Annotated in this window: 19 protein-coding genes, 1 tRNA gene and 1 pseudogene; 13 read left to right on the top strand and 8 right to left on the bottom strand. The window is 55.2% G+C overall.

Annotated features, from left to right (window positions below; translation table 11 throughout):
• The first annotated feature begins 78 nt into the window (after window positions 1-78).
• The 3 genes from ABLV12_RS11365 to ABLV12_RS11375 all read left to right on the top strand — a co-directional run bounded on the left by ABLV12_RS11365 (window position 79) and on the right by ABLV12_RS11375 (window position 5,154).
• The gene (locus ABLV12_RS11365; protein ID WP_047720523.1) at window positions 79-1,794 is read left to right on the top strand and encodes an AsmA family protein; all 1,716 of its coding nucleotides are present in this window, start codon (window positions 79-81) and stop codon (window positions 1,792-1,794) included.
• 407 nt (window positions 1,795-2,201) lie between these two features.
• On the top strand, window positions 2,202-3,761 hold the full coding sequence (locus tag ABLV12_RS11370; RefSeq protein ID WP_004106980.1) for a PTS transporter subunit EIIC: 1,560 nt from the start codon (window positions 2,202-2,204) through the stop codon (window positions 3,759-3,761).
• A gap of 13 nt (window positions 3,762-3,774) precedes the next feature.
• Complete coding sequence (locus ABLV12_RS11375; RefSeq protein WP_024274824.1) at window positions 3,775-5,154, top strand: glycoside hydrolase; 1,380 nt, start codon at window positions 3,775-3,777, stop codon at window positions 5,152-5,154.
• A 96-nt stretch (window positions 5,155-5,250) separates the two neighbouring features.
• Here ABLV12_RS11375 and ABLV12_RS11380 read toward each other — a convergent pair whose 3' ends face one another.
• The 3 genes from ABLV12_RS11380 to ABLV12_RS11390 all read right to left on the bottom strand — a co-directional run bounded on the left by ABLV12_RS11380 (window position 5,251) and on the right by ABLV12_RS11390 (window position 9,929).
• Complete coding sequence (locus ABLV12_RS11380; RefSeq protein ID WP_004106985.1) at window positions 5,251-5,982, bottom strand: MurR/RpiR family transcriptional regulator; 732 nt, start codon at window positions 5,980-5,982, stop codon at window positions 5,251-5,253.
• Between the two features lie 220 nt (window positions 5,983-6,202).
• The gene (gene yicI / locus ABLV12_RS11385; protein WP_017145223.1) at window positions 6,203-8,521 is read right to left on the bottom strand and encodes an alpha-xylosidase; all 2,319 of its coding nucleotides are present in this window, start codon (window positions 8,519-8,521) and stop codon (window positions 6,203-6,205) included.
• A gap of 13 nt (window positions 8,522-8,534) precedes the next feature.
• Complete coding sequence (locus ABLV12_RS11390; protein ID WP_004106990.1) at window positions 8,535-9,929, bottom strand: glycoside-pentoside-hexuronide family transporter; 1,395 nt, start codon at window positions 9,927-9,929, stop codon at window positions 8,535-8,537.
• A gap of 290 nt (window positions 9,930-10,219) precedes the next feature.
• Between ABLV12_RS11390 and ABLV12_RS11395 the strand changes: the two genes are divergently transcribed.
• The 5 genes and pseudogenes from ABLV12_RS11395 (at window position 10,220) to ABLV12_RS11415 (ending at window position 13,728) form a co-directional block, all read left to right on the top strand.
• Window positions 10,220-10,314, top strand: a tRNA-Sec gene (locus tag ABLV12_RS11395).
• A 159-nt stretch (window positions 10,315-10,473) separates the two neighbouring features.
• Window positions 10,474-10,551, top strand: a pseudogene (locus ABLV12_RS11400) (hypothetical protein); the annotation flags it as partial.
• 339 nt (window positions 10,552-10,890) lie between these two features.
• Complete coding sequence (locus ABLV12_RS11405) at window positions 10,891-12,198, top strand: hypothetical protein (protein ID WP_064399110.1); 1,308 nt, start codon at window positions 10,891-10,893, stop codon at window positions 12,196-12,198.
• Between the two features lie 7 nt (window positions 12,199-12,205).
• Window positions 12,206-12,886: an OmpA family protein gene (locus ABLV12_RS11410; RefSeq protein WP_064399113.1), complete on the top strand. Its 681-nt coding sequence runs from the start codon at window positions 12,206-12,208 to the stop codon at window positions 12,884-12,886.
• Complete coding sequence (locus ABLV12_RS11415) at window positions 12,883-13,728, top strand: HNH endonuclease (RefSeq protein ID WP_105889373.1); 846 nt, start codon at window positions 12,883-12,885, stop codon at window positions 13,726-13,728. Before ABLV12_RS11410 ends, ABLV12_RS11415 begins: the two co-directional genes overlap by 4 nt.
• A gap of 625 nt (window positions 13,729-14,353) precedes the next feature.
• Here the strand turns inward: ABLV12_RS11415 and ABLV12_RS11420 are convergent.
• Window positions 14,354-14,848 carry a shikimate kinase gene (locus tag ABLV12_RS11420; RefSeq protein WP_224314363.1) on the bottom strand — a complete coding sequence of 165 codons (495 nt, stop codon included), beginning with the start codon at window positions 14,846-14,848 and terminating at the stop codon, window positions 14,354-14,356.
• A gap of 259 nt (window positions 14,849-15,107) precedes the next feature.
• Here ABLV12_RS11420 and ABLV12_RS11425 point away from each other — a divergent pair, with 259 nt between their 5' ends.
• The 4 genes from ABLV12_RS11425 to ABLV12_RS11440 all read left to right on the top strand — a co-directional run bounded on the left by ABLV12_RS11425 (window position 15,108) and on the right by ABLV12_RS11440 (window position 18,207).
• Window positions 15,108-15,575, top strand: a complete 468-nt coding sequence (locus tag ABLV12_RS11425) for a DUF3237 domain-containing protein (RefSeq protein WP_004106996.1) — start codon at window positions 15,108-15,110, stop codon at window positions 15,573-15,575.
• Between the two features lie 112 nt (window positions 15,576-15,687).
• Entirely contained in the window at window positions 15,688-16,695 is a 1,008-nt protein-coding gene (locus ABLV12_RS11430) for a zinc-binding alcohol dehydrogenase family protein (RefSeq protein WP_160887232.1), read from the top strand.
• A 1-nt stretch (window position 16,696) separates the two neighbouring features.
• Window positions 16,697-16,999 (top strand): putative quinol monooxygenase, encoded by a 303-nt coding sequence (locus tag ABLV12_RS11435; protein WP_004107000.1) that lies wholly within the window; start codon window positions 16,697-16,699, stop codon window positions 16,997-16,999.
• Between the two features lie 158 nt (window positions 17,000-17,157).
• Window positions 17,158-18,207 (top strand): NAD(P)-dependent alcohol dehydrogenase, encoded by a 1,050-nt coding sequence (locus ABLV12_RS11440; protein WP_064399122.1) that lies wholly within the window; start codon window positions 17,158-17,160, stop codon window positions 18,205-18,207.
• On the opposite strand, the gene ABLV12_RS11445 is transcribed toward ABLV12_RS11440, so the two are convergent.
• Both ABLV12_RS11445 and ABLV12_RS11450 read right to left on the bottom strand, forming a co-directional pair.
• Window positions 18,204-19,157, bottom strand: coding sequence for a helix-turn-helix domain-containing protein (locus ABLV12_RS11445; protein ID WP_064399124.1), 954 nt, complete (start codon window positions 19,155-19,157; stop codon window positions 18,204-18,206). The genes ABLV12_RS11440 and ABLV12_RS11445 overlap by 4 nt on opposite strands.
• 14 nt (window positions 19,158-19,171) lie before the next feature.
• Window positions 19,172-19,951 (bottom strand): MBL fold metallo-hydrolase, encoded by a 780-nt coding sequence (locus tag ABLV12_RS11450; protein ID WP_064399126.1) that lies wholly within the window; start codon window positions 19,949-19,951, stop codon window positions 19,172-19,174.
• 169 nt (window positions 19,952-20,120) lie between these two features.
• Here ABLV12_RS11450 and ABLV12_RS11455 point away from each other — a divergent pair, with 169 nt between their 5' ends.
• The gene (locus tag ABLV12_RS11455) at window positions 20,121-20,675 is read left to right on the top strand and encodes an NUDIX hydrolase (RefSeq protein WP_004116525.1); all 555 of its coding nucleotides are present in this window, start codon (window positions 20,121-20,123) and stop codon (window positions 20,673-20,675) included.
• On the opposite strand, the gene ABLV12_RS11460 is transcribed toward ABLV12_RS11455, so the two are convergent.
• Both ABLV12_RS11460 and nlpA read right to left on the bottom strand, forming a co-directional pair.
• Entirely contained in the window at window positions 20,667-21,527 is an 861-nt protein-coding gene (locus ABLV12_RS11460; RefSeq protein WP_004116528.1) for a DMT family transporter, read from the bottom strand. The genes ABLV12_RS11455 and ABLV12_RS11460 overlap by 9 nt on opposite strands.
• Window positions 21,528-21,551: 24 nt before the next feature.
• On the bottom strand, window positions 21,552-22,361 hold the full coding sequence (gene nlpA, locus ABLV12_RS11465) for a lipoprotein NlpA (RefSeq protein WP_017145214.1): 810 nt from the start codon (window positions 22,359-22,361) through the stop codon (window positions 21,552-21,554).
• Window positions 22,362-22,560: the final 199 nt, after the last annotated feature.

Consider the following 22,560-nt stretch of genomic DNA (forward strand, 5'->3'; position numbering starts at 1 on the left):
ATTACACAATTCCTGTCTTGAGGATTGCGCATAATTCGGGCATAACAGCCTTATGTGCCTCGCTCAGGATCGAAGATCATGAAATTTCTCAGAAAGCTGATTCTCTGGCTGCTGATTGCTCTGCTGGTGGTGATTATTGCCGCTTATTTCCTGCTGCAAACCCAGTGGGGAGGGCGTCAGGCCAGCGCCTGGCTAAGCGACGGTACCGGCTGGAAGGTCTCTTTCAACAAAATGGACCATAATTTCTCTTCGCCACTGCACCTGCAGCTGCAAAACGTCACCCTCGGTCGCGACGGCAAACCCGCCACGCTGGTGGCGCAAACCGTGGATATCGGATTTAGCAGCCGCCAGTTTAGCGACCCGCTGCATGCTGACGAAATCATTCTCAGCGACGGTACGCTAAACTTCTCCCCTTCTTCCGCAGCGCTGCCGTTCGCCGCCGATCGTCTCCGGTTGCGCAATATGGCGTTCAACAGCCCGGAGAGCGACTGGGATCTGAGCGCGCAGCGCGTCACCGGCGGCGTCAGCCCGTGGGCGCCGGAAGCGGGTAATGTGCTGGGCAAGAAAACGCAAATTCAGATGAGCGCCGGGTCGATGACGCTCAACGGTATTGAAGCCAGCAACGTGCTGATTCAGGGGAATATCGATAACGGCGAAGTGACGCTCTCAACCCTCGGGGCGGACGTCGCTCGCGGCACGCTCACCGGCACGGCGAAACGCAGCGCCGACGGCGGCTGGCAGGTCGATAATTTGCGCCTCAACGAGATCCGTCTGCAAAGCGATAAATCACTCGCCGACTTTTTCACGCCGCTGACCACCCTGCCCTCGCTGCAGATTGGCCGCCTTGACGTGACCGACGCCAGCCTGCAGGGGCCTGACTGGGCGATCGCTGGCCTCGACCTTAATCTGCGCAACCTGACCCTGAGCCGCGGCGACTGGCAAAGCCAGGATGGCACGCTGTCGATGAACGCCAACGAGTTTATTTACGGTTCGCTGCACTTCCTCGACCCAATCCTTAACGCCGGATTCTCCCCGCAGGGTATCGCGCTGCGCCAGTTCACCTCACGCTGGGAGGGCGGGATGGTGCGCACATCCGGCAACTGGCTGCGCGCCGACCATGCCCTGGTGCTGGACGACACCGCGTTCGCCGGACTGGAATATACGCTGCCGACCAACTGGAAGCAGCTATGGATGGCGCCGCTTCCCGAGTGGCTGCAAAGCCTGACGCTGAGAAAGTTCAGCGCCAGCCGCAACCTCATTATCGATGTTGAACCGGCGTTCCCGTGGCAAATCACCGCGCTCGACGGCTACGGCGGCGAGCTGCAGCTGGTGAAAAACCGCAGCTGGGGCGTGTGGAACGGTAGCGCGACGCTGAACGCCGCCGCCGCGACCTTTAATCGTATTGATGTCCGCCGCCCGTCGCTGAAGCTGAGCGCCAATGCCTCAACGGTGAACGTTAACGAGCTCAGCGCCTTTACCGAGCGTGGGATCCTGCAAGCCACCGCGGCGGTGTCGCAGCTTCCGCAGCGTCAGGTCAACCTGAGCCTGAGCGGTCGCGGCGTGCCGCTAAATATTTTGCAGGCCTGGGGCTGGCCAGCGCTGCCGATATCCGGCGATGGTAATCTCCAGCTAACGGCGACCGGCAGCGTGCTGCCAGATGCGCCGCTGAAGCCAACCGTTAACGGTCAGCTCAGCGCAGTCAATATGGAGAAACAGCAGGTAGCGCAGGTCATGCGCAACGGTGAAGTTACCAGCGCTCAGGCTCCTTCTGCTCCGATAATGTCTACCCCCTAGTTTCCCCTCACCCTAACCCTCTCCCCGCCGGGGAGAGGGAACCGCCCTCTGCACTCTTTATTTTTTATGCCCACACCGATCGACCACCTCTCCCTTTCAGGGAGAGGTTTGGGGTGAGGGTCATATAATATCCTTAATGGTGAAACCTGTTGCCATTTAGCGGCTATTTGTACCTATTTTCCGCAACCTGTTCCTTTCAAATAGCGGACTTGCTATAACAAAAATACTGGAAGTTAAAAAAATAATTAAAGTCCCTGAACCTATACCCAAAATAATTCGAGTTGCTTAAAGGCGGCAAGGGAGTGAGTCCCCAGGAGCATAGATAACTATGTGACTGGGGTGAGCGAGCGTAGCTAACACATAAGCAACTTGAAGTATGACGGGTATACAAAAATAAAGGAACGACCATGTCCGTAATACGTCAACGTATTCTGGAGAATATGCAAAAATTCTCCAGAGCAATGATCGGTGCAGTATTGTTCTTGCCGGTCATCGGCTTAATTTTGGCACTCAGCTCAGTCTTAACCAACCCAACATTAATTTCGGAGACCAGCTTTTTACACCAGCTTGGACAGCTACTCGGCGATACCTTCTGGCCTTTATTCGGCAATCTGGGATTACTCTTTTGCGTCGGCATCAGCTATGGCCTGGCAAAAGATAAAAAAACCGAAGTCGCGCTGGTTTCAGTGATGTGTTTTATTATGTTTCTTGGCGCCAACCACTCCTGGCTGGAGCATACTCACGGCCTGGCGGAAAAAATTAACGGCGAATATTACGGCACCGGGCAAACCCAACTGCTGGGCTTTGTGGTGGTCGATATGGGGGTTTTCCTCGGCATTATTCTCGGCTGCACCATCGCCTGGGTGCATAACAAAGTATCGACTATTGAGCTACCCGGCGCGCTCTCCATGTACGGCGGGGCCAAGCTGACGCTGGTGGCGATGACGCCGGTCATCATTTTCTACGCCATCGCTTTTACCTGGATCTGGCCGTTTATGACCCACGGCATCGCGGCGCTGACCGGCTTTATGAAAAACGCCGGCGTGGCGGGGGTCTTCGTTTACGGCTTCTTTGAAAAATTCCTCATCCCCACCGGCCTGCACCACTTCGTCTGGTCGCCGTTCCAGCTCACGCAAATCGGCGGCACGCTGAACGTCGACGGGCAGATAGTCTCCGGAACCCAGGCGATTTTCCTCGCCTATATGCGTCACCCGGATCTGACGCCGGTGATGAACGAGGCGCTGCGTTTCTCACAGCAGGGGATGACCACCATCTTCGGCCTGGCCGGCGCCTCGCTGGCGTTCTACCATACGGCGAAACCGGAGAAAAAAATGATGGCTAAAGCGATTCTGCTACCGGCCATTATCACCTCCATGCTCACCGGTATCACCGAGCCGATTGAGTTTACCTTTCTGTTCGTTTCCCCGCTGCTGTGGGTGATCCATGCTACCTTAACCGCAGCTTCGCAGGCGATTTGCGACATCTTTACCGTCCGTCCGTGGGGCGCCTCGGGGCTGATTGAGTTTCTGATTTACAACCTGCCGCTGCCGGTCGCCCTGACCCGCTGGCCCGGCTACGTGCTCATCGGGATCGGCCAGTTCGCCGTCTACTACGTTATCTTCCGCACGCTGGTCGTTAAGTTGAATCTCAAAACGCCGGGCCGTGAAGATGATGAAAACGTGAAGTTATATAGCAAAGCTGATTATCGTAAAAAAATGGGCGAACCGCAGTCGGTGACCAACGAGATTATTAATGGCTTAGGCGGCAAAGCGAATATTATTTCCGTCGACAACTGTTTTACCCGCCTGCGCGTCGCTATTCACAATATGGATTTAGTTGATGATGCAATATTAAAAAGCACCGGTGCAAACGGCGTAGTACGAAATCGAAATGAAGTTCAGGTTATTTACGGCGTCAAAGTGGGACAGGTCCGTTCCCGGGTTGATAGCTGGCTAGCAGAAAATTAATTAGGAGTTGTTTATGAAATTAACCGTATTAGGCGGGGGCGGCGTTCGCTCTGCATTCCTGGCAAAATCTCTGGCATATAACGCGCACCGCATTGGTTTAACGGAAGTTGTATTTCTCGACAGCTCCGCTGAGAATCTGGCAATTTTTGGCGAAATCGCCCGCTATGTGTTTAATACGATTCGCCCGGATATTCACTTCAGCGTAACCAGCGACCCGGTGCCGGCACTCAAAAATAGCCACTATGTCATCACCACCCTGCGGGTAGGCGGCGATGAGAGCCGCATTCGCGACGAGCGTATCGCCCTGCAGCACAACACCCTGGGCCAGGAGACCACCGGCGCAGGCGGTTTCGCCATGGCGATGCGTTCCATTCCGGCGATTCTTCACTACTGCCGCCTGATTGAAGAGCACGCCGCCGAAGACGCTATTCTTTTTAACTTCACTAACCCGTCAGGGCTGGTCACCGAGGCGATTATCAAATCCGGCTTTAAGCGCCGGGTGTACGGCATCTGCGACGCGCCGTCGGAGCTGATTCGCGAGCTGCCGGCAATCCTCGGCTGTGACGAGCGCGATCTCGGCGTTGAGTGCTACGGGTTGAACCACTTCTCCTGGTTTACCCACTTCACCGTAAGCGGCGAGGATGTCACCGAGCGCCTGATTACCAGTCCTGAGCTGTATCGTAAGACGGCGATGCAGTACTTTTCGCCGGAGCTGGTTCAGCTATGCGATAAGCAACTGCTTAATGAATATCTTTACTACTACTACTATCGAGAAGTGGCTTTAAAAGCGATTCAGAACGCAGCGGAAACCCGCGGCGAGCAGATTGCCCGTATCAATCACGATATGCGCGAAGAGCTGCGGACCGTGGATGTGAAAGCCAACCCGGAAGCGGCGTTTACCATCTGGATGAAGCACTATCTGCGCCGGGAAAATAGCTATATGCAGAACGAGTCGCAGCAGGAAAAATTCCATACCCGCGAGCCGTTAACCTTAAAGCAGTTTATCGAGGAGCCGGATACCGGCGGCTACGCAGGGGTGGCGCTGGATATTCTGGAGGCGGTCAACAGCACCACCACCAAGCGTATTGTGGTGTCGATGCCCAACAACGGCACGCTGGACTTCCTGCGCCAGGACGACGTGATTGAGATCAGCTGCGATCTCAGTAAAGAGGGCCTGAAGCCGGTGACGCCGAAGCATGTGCCGACAGCGCAGAAAAACATGATCGCCAGCGTGAAGGAGTATGAGCGGCTGGCGGTGGCGGCGATTCTGCAGCGGGATAAGTCACTGGCGGTACGGGCGCTGATGGCGCATCCGCTGGTCGGCTCTTATTCGCTGGCAAAAGCGCTTGTTGAAGCTTATCTCGATGATAAGCAGTTCGCCGACTGGCAATAATCCCACCCTCGCGCCACCGCACTCCTCCCGGTGGCGCTGCGCTGACCGGGCTACGGGTTCACCACCGCCTGCGGGGCGGTAGCCCGGACAGGCGCCTCAGGCGCCGCCTCCGGGGATCCCCGTGTGTGTAAACCACATCTTCAGCAGCCGCTCAAACCCGAGTATGCAGTAGCCAAAAAACGGGTTGCTCCAGTAAATATCATCATCGAATTTCTGCGGATCGTGAATAATAAACGCCGTATCCGCCGCCTGCGCCAGCGGGCTTTGATAATCGCCGGTGAAGCAGACCAGATTAATCTTCTTCCCTTCCAGCGCCTTCACCCAGTTCAGCGCCGAACTGCTACGCCCGGATTTGGAAATAATCCAGATCGAATCAAATTTAGCGGCGTTCTTCTGCTCAAGAATTTCGTAATCCGGCCATAGCGCCAGGCTGGCGTTTACCCCGGTCACCAAAAATTTATTGTAAATATACTGGGCGATCAGCTGCGAAAAGCCGCTGCCGTGAATCAAAATGCGATGATGTTGCAGGCTTTCCAGTAGAGAAGTTATCCGCTCTATCGGCTGAATGCTCATGTAGTCGATATCGTTGGTGACATCGAGTTTCGGCATGGTGATATTGAATTTAATAAAATAGACCAGCTCCAGCCAGCCGCTGAATTTCAGTTTCTTCGCCAGCCGCACTAGCGAGGAAGGGTTGCTATAACAGTGTTCCGCGACGGCGCGGATGCCCTCGCGTACGCATTGCTCAGGGTCATTCTGAATAAAACGCAGCACGGTCATTTCGGTTTTGCTTAGCTTAACGTCACGAAAGATGTTTTCTAAATCCATTCCGGGCTCCTCTCAGCGGCAAACTACGCTATCACCTGACGGCGCGAGTGTCTGTGGGGTGAATCACCAGAATGAAATGAACGTTACTTTTTCAGAAGAAATGGAATAAAAAAACCTCTCCGCAAACGAAGAGGGCATAGCCTGTAGCCCCGGTAAGCGTCGCGCCACCGGGTTACCTGTCCGCAGACGGCTGTGAACCCATGCTTCAGGAAGCAAAAACTTACAGCGTGATGGTCAACGCATTGCCCTGCGCGGTCACCACCACGCCCAGCTCACTGCCTGCCTGAACACCGCCCTGCACGCTCGCTACCTGCTGGATATTGCGCAGGCACAGCGTCCAGCCGCTGGCCTCACCGTCACCGCTGACGGTAATGACATTGCCCTGGCGTTTCGCCTTCAGGGTAAAGACCACCGACCCGTCCGCTGCCGGCACCTGGCTGACCGCTTCGCGCCCATCTTCGAGATTAAACAGCTGGAAGGCGGTGCCTTCATTCCACGCGTAGTCCGGTTTCTGGTCATTGTTGCCCAACGCCAGCAGGGTGTTGTCACGCACGTACACCGGTAGGCTCAGCACATCATGATTCTGCTTATGCCAGCGGCTGCCCTGCGCTTCATCGTTGTGCCACAGATGGGTCCAGCGGCCTTCCGGCAGCCAGAACTGGACGTCGCCCGTTTCGCTAAACACCGGCGCCACCAGCACCGAATCCCCCAGCATGTACTGCCGGTCCAGATAGTCGCAGGCCGGGTCGTGCGGGAACTCCAGCATCATCGAACGCAGCATCGGCGTACCGAACTCGTTGGCCAGCGCCGCCTGACGGTACAGATACGGCATCATGCGGCATTTCAGCTGCGTGAAGTGGCGCACCACGTCGCAGGACTCGTCATCGTAGGCCCATGGCACACGATAGGATTTGCTGCCGTGCAGACGGCTGTGGCTCGACAGCAGGCCGAAGGCGCACCAGCGCTTGTAGACGTGGGCGGGCGCGGTGTTTTCGAAGCCGCCGATATCGTGGCTCCAGAACCCAAAACCGGACATGCCGATCGACAGGCCGCCGCGCAGGCTTTCCGCCATCGATTCATAGTTGGCGTAGCAGTCGCCGCCCCAGTGCACCGGGAACTGTTGCGCGCCCACCGAGGCGGAACGAGCGAACAGCACCGCTTCTTTCTCGCCAACGGTCTCTTTCAGCACGTTCCACACCAGCTCGTTATAGATGAAGGCGTAGTGGTTGTGCATTTTCTGCGGATCGGAACCATCAAACCACTGCACGTCGGTCGGAATACGCTCGCCGAAGTCGGTTTTGAAGCAGTCTACGCCCATCGCCACCAGGCCTTTCAGCTTGTCGGCATACCACTGGCAGGCTTGCGGATTGGTGAAGTCATAAATCGCCAGGCCCGGCTGCCATTTATCCCACTGCCACAATGAACCATCCGGACGTTTCAACAGATAGCCTTTCTCCTGGAGCTCTTTAAACACCGGTGAACGCTGGCCGATATACGGGTTGATCCACACGCAGACCTTCAGTCCTTTCTCTTTCAGGCGTTTAATCATCCCTTCCGGGTCAGGGAAGGTCACCGGATCCCACTCAAAATCGCACCACTGGAAGGCTTTCATCCAGAAACAGTCGAAATGGAACACGTGCAACGGCAGGTTGCGCTCTGCCATACCGTCAATAAAGCTGTTAACCGTCGCTTCATCGTAGTTGGTGGTAAACGAGGTGGTCAGCCACAGGCCGAAGGACCAGGCTGGCGGCAGCGCCGGACGCCCGGTAAACCGGGTATAGCGGTTCAGCACCTCTTTCGGAGTCGGGCCGTCGATGACGAAGTACTCCAGGTATTCCCCTTCAACGCTGAACTGCACCTTCGAGACTTTTTCGGAGCCGATTTCGAAAGAGACGCGCTCAGGATGATTCACCAGCACGCCGTAGCCGCGGTTAGTCAGGTAGAACGGGATATTTTTATACGACTGTTCGGTACTGGTGCCGCCGTCTTCGTTCCAGGTTTCGACCGTCTGGCCGTTACGCACCAGCGCGGTAAAGCGCTCGCCGAGGCCATAAACGGTGTCGCCGACGCCGAGATCCAGACGCTCGAACATATAGTTGCGATTCGTTTTGGTATCCTGCACGTAGCCGTCATTTTTCAGCTGGCTACCGGTAATACGCACGCCGTCGCGCAGAAAATCCAGCGACCAGAAATCGCCTTTCATGACGCGTGCGGTCAAATTGCCGCTTTTCAGCTCGGCATATTCAGCGCCATTATTAATCTCCACGTTCACGTCTTTCAGCACGTTCAGCGGGTAATGCGGGCCGTTGTTCAACGCGCCCTGGAAGTGCTCCATGCGTACGCCGATCACCCCTTCCTGTGGGGAGAAGAAGCGCACGGTAAAGAGCGGAACGTCCAGTTGGGCGGCGCGTTCGCGAACTTCGCGAGACGCCACATAGACGACCATCTCGTTACCTTGCTGCTCAACCTCATAGACCTGCACGGGTTGGATCAGATTGAGCCCTGGTTGAATAAGCCAGTTTCCATCACTGATTTTCATGAATAGCTTCCTCTTAGTTTTGCAATTCTTTGCCTGTCGGCGCTGAAGTGAAGTCGTGTTCGTTGCGGCGCGCGCCCTGAGCCAGTTCCGCCATCATCTTCTTCAGGAACGGCGTTTTCAGGGTGTAGTAGCGTTTCGCGATAACCGCGCTCAGCAGGTAGCAGACCGCCGGAGCAAGGGTGAACAATGAGATGATGATGGTGATAGTGGCGCTGTTCTGGGTTTTGGCCGCGGCATCGTAACCGCCGCCCGCCAGCATCCAGCCAATCAGCGCGCCGCCCAGCGCCAGGCCCAGCTTGAGCACGAACAGGGTGCCCGCAAAGCTGATGCCGGTCAGGCGTTTGCCGTTGCACCATTCGCCGTAGTCGACGGTGTCGGACATCATCACCCACTGAATCGGCGTCACCAGCTGATGCAGCACGCCAATTACGAAGATAAAGGCGAACATGGTGATTTCGGCGTCCATCGGCACGAAGAACATCGCCACGCTCAGCGCCGCCAGCAGAGCATTGGTCCACCAGAAAACGCTGACTTTGCATTTCCAGTCGGTAAGCGGCTTCGCCAGCGCCGAGCCAATCAGGTTGCCGACGCAGTAGGTGGTGAGGAAGGCGGTGAACAGACCCGCGGATCCCATAATCCAGGTGGTGTAGTACATCATCGCGCCGCCGCGAACGCAGACCGCGAGAATATTGAGAATGGTCAGCAGGCCAACCACTCGCCACTGATCGTTGCGCCAGATATCACGCAGGTCTTCCCGCATCGAGGTAGAGCTCGGCGGCGCTTCGACGCGCTCTTTGGTAGTGAAGAAGCAAAACGCCAGCATCAGGAACGCGATCACCGAGAGCACCGCGATGCCGCCCTGGAAACCAAACGCTTTATCTTCGCCGCCGATAAAGTTCACCAACGGCATCATCAGGACGGTGGAGAGCATGCCGCCCGCCGTCGCCAGCACAAAGCGCCAGGACTGCAGGGAGATGCGCTGCGTCGGATTGTCGGTAATGACTCCGCCCAGCGCGCAGTAGGGGATGTTGACCACGGTGTAGAGCAGGGTCAGCAGCGTGTAGGTGACCGCGGCGTATATCAGCTTGCCGTTATGACTCAGGTCCGGCGAGCTGTAGGCCAGTACGCACACGAGACCGAACGGAATCGCTCCGAACAGTATCCACGGGCGGAATTTTCCCCAGCGGCTGCGGGTACGGTCGGCCAGCAGCCCCATGCAAGGGTCGGATATCGCGTCCAGCGCGCGGGCCAGCAGGAACATGGTACCGACATAGCCGGCAGGGATACCAAAGATATCGGTATAGAAAAACATCATATACAACATGACGTTATCAAAAATGATGTGGCTAGCGGCATCGCCCATGCCGTAGCCAATCTTCTCTTTGACGGACAAAATATGATCTTTCATCGCACACTCTTCTCTCAGCGCTACCGCGGATTGGTACCGGTTACATGCTTTGTAACCCATCCGCGCAGTAAGATGAATTGCGATATCTCATAATCAAATTACGTTTCTTGTTTTATGTGATCCCGGTAGCCTGAAAGAGTGTGTAAAAGTGTAAGCCACGGATTTTGCAAAGGAATGTTTCAGAAGGTTCTGTAAAGTCCAGTTTTCGCAGTAAAAAAGTGCCTTGGGGGATGTGGTTAATGCAGGAAAGTAGCTATAATGCGCCCGCCTCCATGTAGCAATCGAGGCGCGGAAGATCGTCATCTCCGGTGAGGTGGCTGGACTTCAAATCCAGTTGGGGCCGCCAGCGGTCCCGGGCAGGTTCAACTCCTGTGATCTTCCGCCAGTTCAATTCTCATGAACTCCATTCGACTCGATAAATTCCTTATTTTACTAGCAAATAAAGCCAATAGTGCTCTCCTGAGTTCAACACATGGCTTTCTGAATTAAGTGCATTCTGGTGGCATTATAAGTGAGCATAACTGGACTCCATTGGCTACCCTCAATGAACCTAGCCGTCCGGCAAGTTGAAACAGCTAAGTCCAAAGACAAGACATATAAGCTATCCGATGGAGGAGGACGTTAATTGGGCAGTATCAAATAGTGGTGCTCGCTACTTGAGATTCAAATACCGTTATACTGGTAAAGAGAAGCGCCTGCCTTGGGCGTTTATCTAACACTACATCTGGATGTTGCAGGAAATATTGGTCCGGATTTCAAACCAATACCTAGGCGTTTTCTGAACCAAGCCCTAGTTTGCTAGTTCTTTCAGTACATAGTGGACGATATAAAGGCAGCTATTCGGGCAAATGCCACAATAACATAAACTCTACAAAAATCAGGGAGTATCATAAACAGCATTTTACGGCCTGTATGCAATGTCAGGCGCTTACATTTAGAGCCCCTTCCTTTGATCAAGATAATGAAGAAAAGACTTCTACTTCTGTTGTTACTCACGCCTTGCATGTCATACGCCGCAACATCTGTAACATTCAGCACTGTTACATCCGATCCCATTACCAACGGCTTCGTATTAGTTAACCTTGCCCTGGCAATATTTTTCGCCTTCATACGCTTCGACAGGTTCGCAGTTGTTCATGGCCCTGAAATACTCACGACCGTTGGCATCCTCGGTTGTTTCGCGGGAATTGCAACTTCGCTACTGCACTTTGATTCGACCAACGTAGCAGAAAGCGTTCCACATTTACTTGAAGGCGTTAAGACAGCATTCCTCGCTTCATTAAGTGGTGTTTTCGGTTCACTAGTGATCAGAGCAAGACACTATTTCCAGAATAAGCCCATACCTCAAACTTCTGGTACTCCTAAAGCAGCAAGTCTGGATGATGTCGTTGCGGCCACTCATGCACTTCAGCAAAGTCTCGCCGGCAACGAAGACAGCAGCCTCCTGACACAGCTTAAATTAATGCGCCAGGAACAGGCGGACGAATTACGTGCCTTACGCAGCTCCTTTGATACATTTTCTCAGAAAATGGCAGAGGATGGCTCCAAAGCACTTATTAATGCACTGAAAGACGTCATCAATGATTTTAATTCGCAAATTAACGAGCAGTTTGGCGAAAATTTCAAACATCTGAACGCAAGTGTGGAAAAGCTTGTCATCTGGCAGCAGCAGTATAAGGACGAACTGGATACGTTGCAGGCTGTACAAAAATCCTCAGCCGAGGATCTCAGAGAAGCCTCCTTGGGCCTTGCTTCATTCATCGGACAGGCATCCAGTTTCGCCCAGACCGCAAGCGTGCTGGAAACAACGCTTGAACATCTGGTTCAGCAGCATCAGGACATCGATCAGTCTCAGCGTTCCATGAGTGAAGTTCTGGCGCAGATGAAAGAGGTCACTCCTCAGTTCTCACGCAAAATTGATGAAATGATGGCATCAATGTCCCTGGGCGTGGCAAAACTGCAGGACAACGTCGGTGATATCGTCATAGATTTTGGTACCCAAGCACAATCTTTCTCCTCTGACATTAAACGTTTTTTGACTGAGACACTTAGCCAGTCTCAGTCGGAAGTCAGTTCAGGACTCACTCAGTCCATGGAAAAGATCCATCAGAGTGTTGTCGCGCTGGATACTGGACTGCAGGAGGAGCTGACAAAAAGCCTCGAAACCTTGGGCCGACAGCTTGCTTCTCTTTCCGAGAAATTTGTCGCTGATTATACCCCTCTCACCGAGCGCCTTAGAGAGGTTGTGCGGATCGCTTCTGCGACGTGAGAAAAAGATGAATTTAGAACAAAGTAATCAATCTTACTGGATACCTCTTGCGGACCTGATGACGGGCTTAATGATGGTATTTATGCTGCTAACTGCCGCATTTATGCTCCGCGTAGAGCAGACGACGACGCTGGTAGTAAAAGAGTATGAAGTCACGAAGCGTGATATGCAGTTGGCCCTCCAGAAAGAATTTGCGAAAGACCTGAAGCAATGGAACGCCGAAATTCTGGGGGATATGACTATCCGCTTTAACGATCCTTCCGTTCTTTTCGCCACTGGCTCGTCGGAATTACGTCCTCGTTTCAGAGAAGTGCTCGGTGAGTTTTTCCCGCGTTATATCGCTCTGTTGACATCAGATAAATACAGAAGCGCAGTCAAAGAAATACGTATAGAAGGGCATACCAGTGCTTTCTGGAGCGGCGCTGAAAATGAAAAAGAGGCTTACTTCAAAAATATGGAACTCTCCCAGGCAAGAACCCGCAGCACACTCGAATATCTGATGTCATTATCAAAAGTGCAAGGTAATGAAAAATGGCTGATTCAGCATGTTACTGCGAATGGACTGTCATCCTCCCATCCTCTCTCGCATGAGTCATCGCAAGCGGCAAACCAGCGCGTTGAGTTCCGTATTGTCACTAACGCCAGCGAGAAGATGGATTTGATCGCAGGGAAATTAACTAAAAAATGAGTTTTAAATTACCTGATTTTCTCAACTGGTCATCACTGGATGCCTTGCGGCAGAAGATGAATGCGCCGTTAACAACCAATTTTTCATTGGTGTCCATACAGTCAGATGGCTCTTTTGCTGAAAAATTGCTTTCAGGTGGTATCGAAATCAACCTCGATGAAGTTAAGGCTCATAATGATGGAACATTGATCTGTAATGGTAAACGCGTATTGCTTCATATACGGGACATTTCATCCATTGCAGGAGAGGTCCGGATGCCAAAATATCATTTGGCTAATTGTCGGGTTCTCGAAAAAATGCGTAGGAATTCTCGGTTTGATCGGTATGTTGTCGCAAACAGAGATACGGGGGAGTTTCAGGTCAACATCATAGGTAATAGCAAAGAAAACCAAACCGTAAGATTAAATATTTGCCAGAATTGTCTTGACAGGATTCGCTGGCATGGGTTTAGCCTGCAAAACATGTCTGGCGGTGAACGTTGGAGTAGAGTATTTAATTTTTCGCTAACTGAATTTTTCAAAGAGTATCCTCGTGACCTGATCGGCGCAAAACCCTTGCACACGTCAATGACCGCACCACTTAACGACTACCCTAAAAACTGGGCTGAGTTATCGAAAAGCATCAGGCAAAGGCGTGGGTACCTGTGTGAATCCTGCAAGGAGTCTTTCAGCCCGAATGATTCTCGATTTGTTCATGTTCACCATCGCAATGGTCTGAAGAATGACAATAGAAGCTCAAATCTGGCTGTGCTTTGTATTGCCTGCCATGCACAGCAACCTGAGCATGGGCATCTTAAAGAGCATCCTGATTACAAACTATTTATGACAAATTACAAGTGCTGAGCGCAACACAAATTGGTGTTCGCTCTATATCATGTATCGTTTGCAAACCATTATATGAACCAAGGATGATCAGGCAGCCAAAATCATCTGAGGACACCAAAAGGGCACTAGAGAAAATCATACAAAAAAATATCCAATATGATCATATCAATTATGACTTTGAATGCATTCTCTGCGATTGCGTTCAATCATTTTTATCCATGTGAACTTATCCAGAAAATCAGCCTTTCGATTCAATACCCTTCGCTTTTAGCGCTTCTCGCCAGCTCTTTAAACCAGCTCGTAAAATTCCCCCCTTCTTCCGCTGCCACGGTATCCAGCTATTACTTCAACGAGTTGATTTTGTTTTCTATGCAGATTTTGCATCCCTGACATCAGGCCGTATTACTGCAACTTCATCAATCCTCCCAAAGTGTAGGCAGAGCATTAAGTAACGTCTAAATTGCGCCATAAATTAAGCAACTGATATATTTCATGTTTTATGTATTGTTCGCGCCTTTCTGCCGGGCGGCGACTTGCCCGGCCTACGCGATCTGAGATTATCTTTGGGCCTGTGTAATACCCACAGAGCTGCGCTGCATGGCGTTTAGTTATACAATCCCAACTTCTGTGATAGTTCACTCAGCTAACGCATCGCCTCCAGGCTTTTTTGTTTCCGCTGTTCCGCAGCCACCTTCTCCCGCACCAGCTCCGCCACCCTCTCCGGCTCCTCAGACGAAATCACCCGGCAATCGCATAATGCACAATATTCCCTAAAGCGCTGGCGGAACTTTATCTCTTCTTTTTCTTCGACCAGACCAAAGCCGCGCATCAGCTGGCGCGCGACCACTATGCGCGTAGCGATATCAATATCCTCTGAAGGCAATAGCAGGATGGAATACCCGGTCTGCCGCACAAGCTGTCGATTCCCGGCGACAATCTCCGGACAGACATCGGTGGCAAGAAATCCCGAGGAGAGCACCACCACTCGTTTTTCATGCGGATTCTCCGCCAGCAGGCGAGAGCATAGCGCGGCGTTATCACGCACATAACGTTCGTATCCATTACACTGAATATATTGTCGAATATTTAAAATCCGTTCGCAAAATTCGCTATCGAGATCGATAAGCTGGTAGCTCATCGCCTACGCCAGCAGCGCTCCAACCGTGCTTTTTCCCACCCCGCCGGGGCCAATCAGAAATAGCGTATTCATCTTTATTCCTCGCGTCCGTGTGAAAGCATTATGTCAACAGAATACGCCAAATAATGCCGCGATCGCGGCCGTTTTTTGTTCACTTTCATCTCCCCAGCCAATCATTTCCATCCAATGTTTGCGTTATTCCCTTCACCTTTAAATCCTTACACTAACGGGATAACGTGGCTTAAAAAGGAGACCAATGATGACACCCGAACTCAAACACAGCTTCTCTATCACCATTCAGGTCGACAAACCGGTCATCGTCTCCCGCAGCCCGCAGAGCGGGAAACGTCAGCTGATCCCTATCCTCAGCGGAATCGTACGCGGTGAGCTCAACGGCCACGTCTTACCCGGCGGCGTCGACAGCCAGATCATCGAGCCTGACGGCACCTGCCGCCTCTCCGCGCGCTATGCCTTACACGTGGAAGGAGGCACGGTATATATTGAAAACAACGGCATTCGACGCCTACCCGAAGAGTATAAAGAACGTCTTTTTGGCGACGATATGCGCTTTTTTAGCGATATACCGCCGGAAGCGATCTATTTTCGTACCGTACCGACTTTCGAAGTGGATGCGCCGGCGCTGCGCTGGCTCACCACCTCGCTGTTTATCTGTTCCGGCGGCCGCTCCCAGGACGGCGTAACGCTCGATTTTTATCGCGTCCGCTGATTTTCACTTTTTCAATATAACTGTTATCGCCGCCGGGCCATTTTTCCCCCACGTGCCGCGGTCTATCCTCAATACATTCAAACGATGAACCTCATTCAAAACCGGAGAGTGTATGAAAGCGATCGCCATTACTCGCGCAGCGACCGAAGGCAGCAACATTCCTTTTTTAACCGACATCGAGCTGCCGCAGCCGGTTGCCGAGGGGCATGATCTGCTGGTTGAAGTGAAGGCCATTTCCGTCAACCCGGTGGATACCAAAGTCCGCGCCGGCTTTAACGCCGATACCCCGCGCGTGCTGGGCTGGGACGCGGTTGGCGTAGTTAAAGCCGTCGGCAGCGCGGTAACCCTGTTCGCCGCGGGCGATGAAGTGTGGTACGCCGGCGCGCTGGGCCGTCCGGGCAGCAACAGCGAGTTTCAGTTAGTGGACGAACGCATCGTCGCCCGCAAACCGCGTTCGCTGGATAACGCCGCCGCCGCCGCGCTGCCGCTCACCGCCATCACCGCATGGGAGCTGCTGTTCCACCGCCTTGGCGTAGAGGAAGGCGGCAACGCGGGCGACACGCTGCTGATCGTCGGCGCGGCGGGCGGCGTCGGTTCGATACTGACCCAGCTCGCCAGCAAGCTCACCGGTATGACGGTTATCGGCACCGCCTCGCGTCCGGAAAGCCAGAAATGGGTACGGGAAGCGGGCGCGCATCATGTTATCGATCACAGCAAACCGCTTGCTGAAGAGCTGGCGCGGATTGGCGTCAAAGCGGTAACCCACGTCGCCAGCCTGACCAATACCGACCAGCACTATCCGCAGCTGATCGCCGCTCTCGCACCGCAGGGCAAGCTGGCGCTAATCGACGATCCGCAAACCCTCGACGTGGTGCCGCTGAAGGCGAAAAGCATCTCCCTGCACTGGGAATTTATGTTTACCCGCTCAATGTTCGCAACGCCGGACATGATCGCCCAGCATCAGCTGCTGACCCGCGTGGCGGCGCTGATTGACGACAACACCATTAAGACCACCCTCGGCGAGCACTACGGCGCCATCACCGCCGCCAACCTGCAAAAAGCGCACGCGCAGCTGGCAACCGGGCGTTCGGTGGGCAAAATCGTGCTGGAGGGCTTTTAAGATGAGCGGCGAGGCGATTTCACTTCTCGCGGTGCTGACGGCGAAACCGGGCCACAGCGACGCGCTGCGCCAGGCCCTGCGGGCGCTCCTGTTGCCCACGCGTCAGGAGCCAGGCAACCTCGATTACGCTCTGTTTCAGCTGCGCGATGCGCCGGATACGTTCTATATGCGCGAATCCTGGCGCAATCAGGAGGCTCTGGACGCGCATATCGCCCTGCCGCACTTCCAGGCTTTTATTGCGCAGATGGATAGCCTGCTTGCCGGGCCGCTGCGGCTGGATTATCTGACGCCCGTCGCGCCCTGATATTTTCTGCACTCCGTTTGCGGGGGTGAGCCCATCTTTAACCCTTTGAGCTCTCCCCCTCCCATCGCGCCTCAACCAGGCTACGCTTGATCCTGCCGCTCAAAAAACGCTCTCCCCCTCCGTTTTATTCAACGCCATTATGTAGAAGAGGTTTTGCTATGCAAATCAACGCTATTGGAACGAATTCGGCCAGCCAGCCGTTGGGATCTATGGCCATCACCCGCCGCGAGCCGGGGCCGGACGATGTGCAGATCGCCATTGATTATTGCGGCGTTTGCCACTCGGATGTGCACCAGGCGCGCTCCGAGTGGGCAGGGACGCTCTATCCCTGCGTGCCGGGTCATGAAATCGTCGGCCGAGTGACCGCCGTGGGCAGCCGCGTCTCCGGTCACGCCGTTGGCGATTTGGTGGGCGTCGGCTGTATGGTCGATAGCTGTAAAGAGTGCGAGGAGTGCCGGGACGGGCTGGAAAACTACTGTGATCATATGGTGCTCACCTATAACGGCCCGACGCAGGATGCGCCCGGCCACACGCTCGGCGGTTACTCCCAGCAGATCGTTGTTCATCAGCGCTACGTGCTGCGCATATCCCATCCCAAAGAACAGCTGGCCGCCGTCGCGCCGCTGCTGTGCGCGGGTATCACGACCTATTCGCCGCTTCGCCACTGGAACGTTGGGCCGGACAAAAAAGTCGGCATCGTGGGCATCGGCGGGCTGGGGCATATGGGCATCAAGCTGGCCCACGCCATGGGGGCCCACGTGGTGGCCTTTACTACCTCGGAATCCAAGCGTGACGCGGCACGAGAGCTGGGCGCGGACGAAGTGGTGGTCTCGCGCAACGAAAACGAAATGGCCGCCCATCTGAAAAGCTTCGACTTTATACTTAACACCGTGGCGGCGCCGCATAACCTCGATGCCTTCACCACGCTGCTCAAACGCGACGGCACCATGACGCTGGTGGGCGCGCCCGCCACGCCGCATCCCTCGCCGGAAGTGTTTAATCTGATCTTCCGCCGCCGGTCAATTGCCGGATCGATGATCGGCGGCATCCCGGAAACTCAGGAGATGCTCGATTTCTGCGCCGAGCACGGCATCGTCGCCGATATTGAGCTGATTCGCGGCGACCAGATTAACGAGGCCTGGGAGCGGATGATTAAAGGCGACGTGAAATACCGTTTCGTCATCGACAGCGCCACCCTCGGCGGCTAAGCCCCGCGACGAAAGGTGCGCCGCCACTCCACCGGGCTGACGCCAAAGCGCGCTTTAAACTGCTGACGCCAGGTTACGGCGGAGCGATAGCCCACTTCCTCCGCCACCTGCCCGACGGGTAAATCCCCGGCCTCCAGCAGGATCTGGCTGCGCCGCAGGCGCTCGGCGGCCAGCCAGTCGGCAATGCCCATACCGGTCGCTTTGGCGAAATGGCGGGTCAGGGTACGGCGGCTCATCGCCGCCACCTGCGCCAGCGAATCGAGATTATGCGATTCGCGGATATGCTGCTGAAGATACTCAAGCAGGCCGTTTATCCGCGCGTCGCGGGTGTTTTTCGGTACCGGCTGAGCGATAAACTGCGCCTGTCCTCCCTCCCGGTGCGGCGGGACGATCATCCGCCGGGCGATCTGATTGGCGGCAAGGCTGCCGAAGCGCTGGCGAATGAGATACAGGCAGCAGTCGAGCGCCGCCGCGGTGCCCGCCGAGGTGATGATCCCCTCATCGTCAACGTACAGCGCGTTGATATCCAGCCGCACCTGCGGAAACAGGTGCTGAAAATCCTGCTCGAACTCCCAGTGGGTCGCCGCACGCCTGCCATCCAGCAGCCCGGCGTAGCCAAGCACAAACGCCCCGAGACACAGGCCGACGATCTGCGCGCCGTTGTTACGCGCGCTAACCAGGCCGTCAAGCAGCGGCTGCGGTGGGCGCTGATTCACCGCCCCCCAGTAAGGCACCACCACAATATCCGCCTGCTCCAGAGTGGAAAAATCGCCGCTGGCGTTCAGCGCAAAGCCGTCGCGAGCGTTCAGCAGCCCGGGGTGTTCGGCGCAAATATGCAGGTTAAAGCGTTTGGTTTCCGAGACCGTATCGCCAAACAGCATACAGGGCACCGAGTAGTGAAACGGACTAAACCCGTCCACCGCCACAATCGCCACTTCCGTCAGTTTCATCGCCCGCTCCGCTTCTAAAAGACCATACTTTCCCCATCCTGCGGGATGCTGACCGCCCCGGCAATCTGATTGTCAGCCACGTACTGGCGCAGCTCATCGCGGCTCAGCAGACAGTGGTTCACCGCTTCCATATGGCTGGCGACGATTTTGGCTTCCGGTAGGGTGAAGTGCGCCTTCAGCACATCCTCTTTGCCCATGATGATCGGCCCAAAACCGATGACGTGCGCATACCCGGCATTCAGCACCACCACCTCAGGGCGCAGCCTGAGCATGTCGGCTTCCACTTCATCGCGCCAGATAGTGTCCCCCACCAGCCACAGGGTTTTCTCCTGCGGATGGCGCAGCACCACGCCGCAGGCTTCGCCCAGACGCTCGGCCATTGCCGCCAGCGCATAGGTGCGGTCGCTGCCGTGCTGGCCCGAGGTGGTTTTTACCAGCGCAACGTCAGCAAACGCGCTGTCCTCAGAGAGCAGACGAATATCGCGAAAGCCCTGCCCGCGCAGTAGCTGAGCGTCGGCCTCATGCTGGACGTAAACCGGCAGGGTTTTGGGGATCGCCGCGATCGCCGCTTCGTCCCAGTGATCCTGATGGGTGTGGGTAACAATCACGGCATCCACGTCAACGATCGCTTCGATGGAAAAAGGCAGGTCCACCAGCGGGTTACGCAACTCGCTGCGCGCGGTACCGGCAAAGCCCGCCCAGGCGTCTTTGGCAGAAAGCATCGGGTCAATGAGAAACTTTTTACCCGCATAATCAATAAGCTGGGTGGCATTACGCACATGGGTGATTTTCATGATGTTCATTCCTCTTCGCGGTCATCTGCTGAACATCGTACGTCCCACAAGCCTGGCGCAATATGGGCGTTTGGGCAATGAACGATGAAATCGGGCCAATCTGCGACGGTTGCCATCGCCGCCCGGCTATGGTGTGCTGAAGGCTCATTTTTCAGAAACAGTGGCGACGATGAAGAAAAAACTCACCTCCGACGACCTGCATGATGCCGAAGTTCTGGCGCATTGTCCGTGGTTCAGTATGCGCAAGGTTGGGATTGATATGGCGCCCGGCGATCGGCGGGATTTTTACTCTATTCACTACCCGCACCCGGCGGTAGGGATTGTGGCGATGCAGGATGACAAAGTGCTGCTGATTCGCCACTACCGTTACCTGATCGATCGGGTGGTATGGGCAATTCCTTCCGGCGGCGTCGATGAAGGCGAAGACCCGCGCGAGGCGGCCCTGCGGGAGCTGCGAGAAGAGACCGGCTGGCAGGCGCAGCACGCTGAAGAAATTATCCGCTATAACCCCTCCTACGGCAGCAGCGATCAGCTGTTTATTACCTGGCTGGCCCGCGATTTGGCCTGGGTGGGAATGGATGAAGATCAGGACGAAGTGATGGAAACGGGCTGGTTTACCCTCGAAGAGATAGGCCAGATGATCGCCCGCGGCGATATGCCGGACGGGCTATCGCTGGTGCCGCTGCTGCATCTGATGGCGCAGCGGCGTACCGGTTTAGCGTAGCGGCTTCAGCATTCGCCAGCGGAACCATAGCTGAGCGACGAGGATCAGCAGGCCGCCGATAATTTTCTGCAGCGGTAGCTGTTCGCCGTACCACAGCGCCGCGGCAATCACCGTCAGCAGCGGCTCCAGCACCATAATAATCGCCGCGCTGGCGACCGCCGCGTACTTCTGCCCCTTCATTTGCAGGCCGAAGCGCAGGCTGGTGGCGATAACGATACTGGCGAGCAGCCAGCCGAAGGTCGGCAGCGTAAACGGCTGATCCCAGCTTTCAACGGCGGCGGAGACCCCCAGTCCAACAATCCCGGTAATGCCGAGCTGCACGGTGGTCAGCGGGATTAGCGGCACCTCGCGGGCGCTTTTGCTGGTGTAGCAAAACCAGATCGACTGCACCAGCGCGGTCAGTAGAAACCAACCCTGGCTGGGGTGAAACGCAATCGGCATATGCAGGCTGAGCAAGCCGAGACCGACAACCGCTATCGGCAGGCACTCCCAGTAGGCCCGCGCCGGCCTCGCCTTCATCATCACCCAGGCGGTAAGCGGCACGAACAGCATCGACAGACTCATGATAAACGCCCCTTCGCCCAGCGACGGGGTCGTCGATACCGAGTAGATCCACAGGCACAGGTTTAAGGCAAACCACAGACCGCTGATTATAATGCGCGGCCAGTGCTCCCTGCCGACGCGAAAGCCGCGGCAGAAAGGCAGCAGCAGCAGCGCGGCGAAGAAAAAGCGCAGACCGAGGAAAGCGAAAACCGGCATACCGGCAATCGCTTCCCGGGAAAAAATCCATCCGCAGGCGGCGATAACCGTCGCGGCTATGAGCAGCAAATCAGCCTGGCGTTGCCGGGTCATCGCCACGTCTCCTTGTGTGAGTGATTACCAGCCGGGCACCGCGCCGCCGTTAAAGATCGTCTCTGCCGCTTTCGCCACTTCCGGCGACTGGTAGGAATGGATAAACGCTTTGACGTTTTCCGCGTCTTTGTTGTCTTCGCGGGTCACGATGATGTTCACATAGGGCGAGTTTTTATCTTCAATAAAGATACCGTCGCGCACCGGGGAAAGGCCCGTTTGCTGCAGGTAGGTGGTGCTGATGATCGCTACGTCGACCTTCGGGTCGTCGATAACGCGCGGCAGTTGCGCCCCTTCCAGCTCCATAATTTTCAGGTTATGCGGGTTGTCGGTGATATCGACCGCCGTCGGCAGCAGGCCGGTGCCCGCTTTGAGGGTAATCAGCTTTTCCTGCTGGAGCAGAAGCAGCGCGCGGCCCAGGTTGGTTGGGTCGTTCGGTATGGCAATCGTCGCGCCGTCTTTCAACTCGGTGACGGATTTAATTTTGCGCGAGTAGCCCGCCATCGGGAAGACGAAGGTGTTGCCTACCGCTACCAGGTGATAGTTGTGGGCTTTATTATCCTGTTCGAGGAACGGGCGATGCTGGAAGACGTTGGCGTCCAGATCGCCGGCGTTGGTGGACTCATTGGGCAGCAGCGAGCCGCTAAACCCCACCAGCTCAACGTCGAGGCCATATTTCTCTTTGGCCACTTTCTTCGCCACTTCCGCCACATCCTGTTCAGCGCCGTTAATCACGCCGACTTTAATGTGTTTCGCATCGCTGCCCTTCTGGTCGCAGCCCGCCAGCAGCAGGCCCGCCAGCACCACGGCGGCGGCTGTCCGTAAACGCAATTTCATTGTTATCACCCCGTCAGTCCATAGAAGATCGTTATTTTTTTTCGTCTGAAACTATAACGACTTTGTGGGGAGGTTTTAAACGCAAAAACCGCAACCGGAAATAAAATCATCTTCCCCTTTCTCCCGGGGGCGGCGTGATGCGCCTGCCCGTATATGGACACCTCCCGTTATGCAAGCCATCTCTGCATTTTGTGTAACG

It is taken from the genome of Klebsiella sp. CN_Kp100 (assembly GCF_040065315.1).
GTDB classification, from domain to species: Bacteria; Pseudomonadota; Gammaproteobacteria; order Enterobacterales; family Enterobacteriaceae; genus Klebsiella; species Klebsiella oxytoca.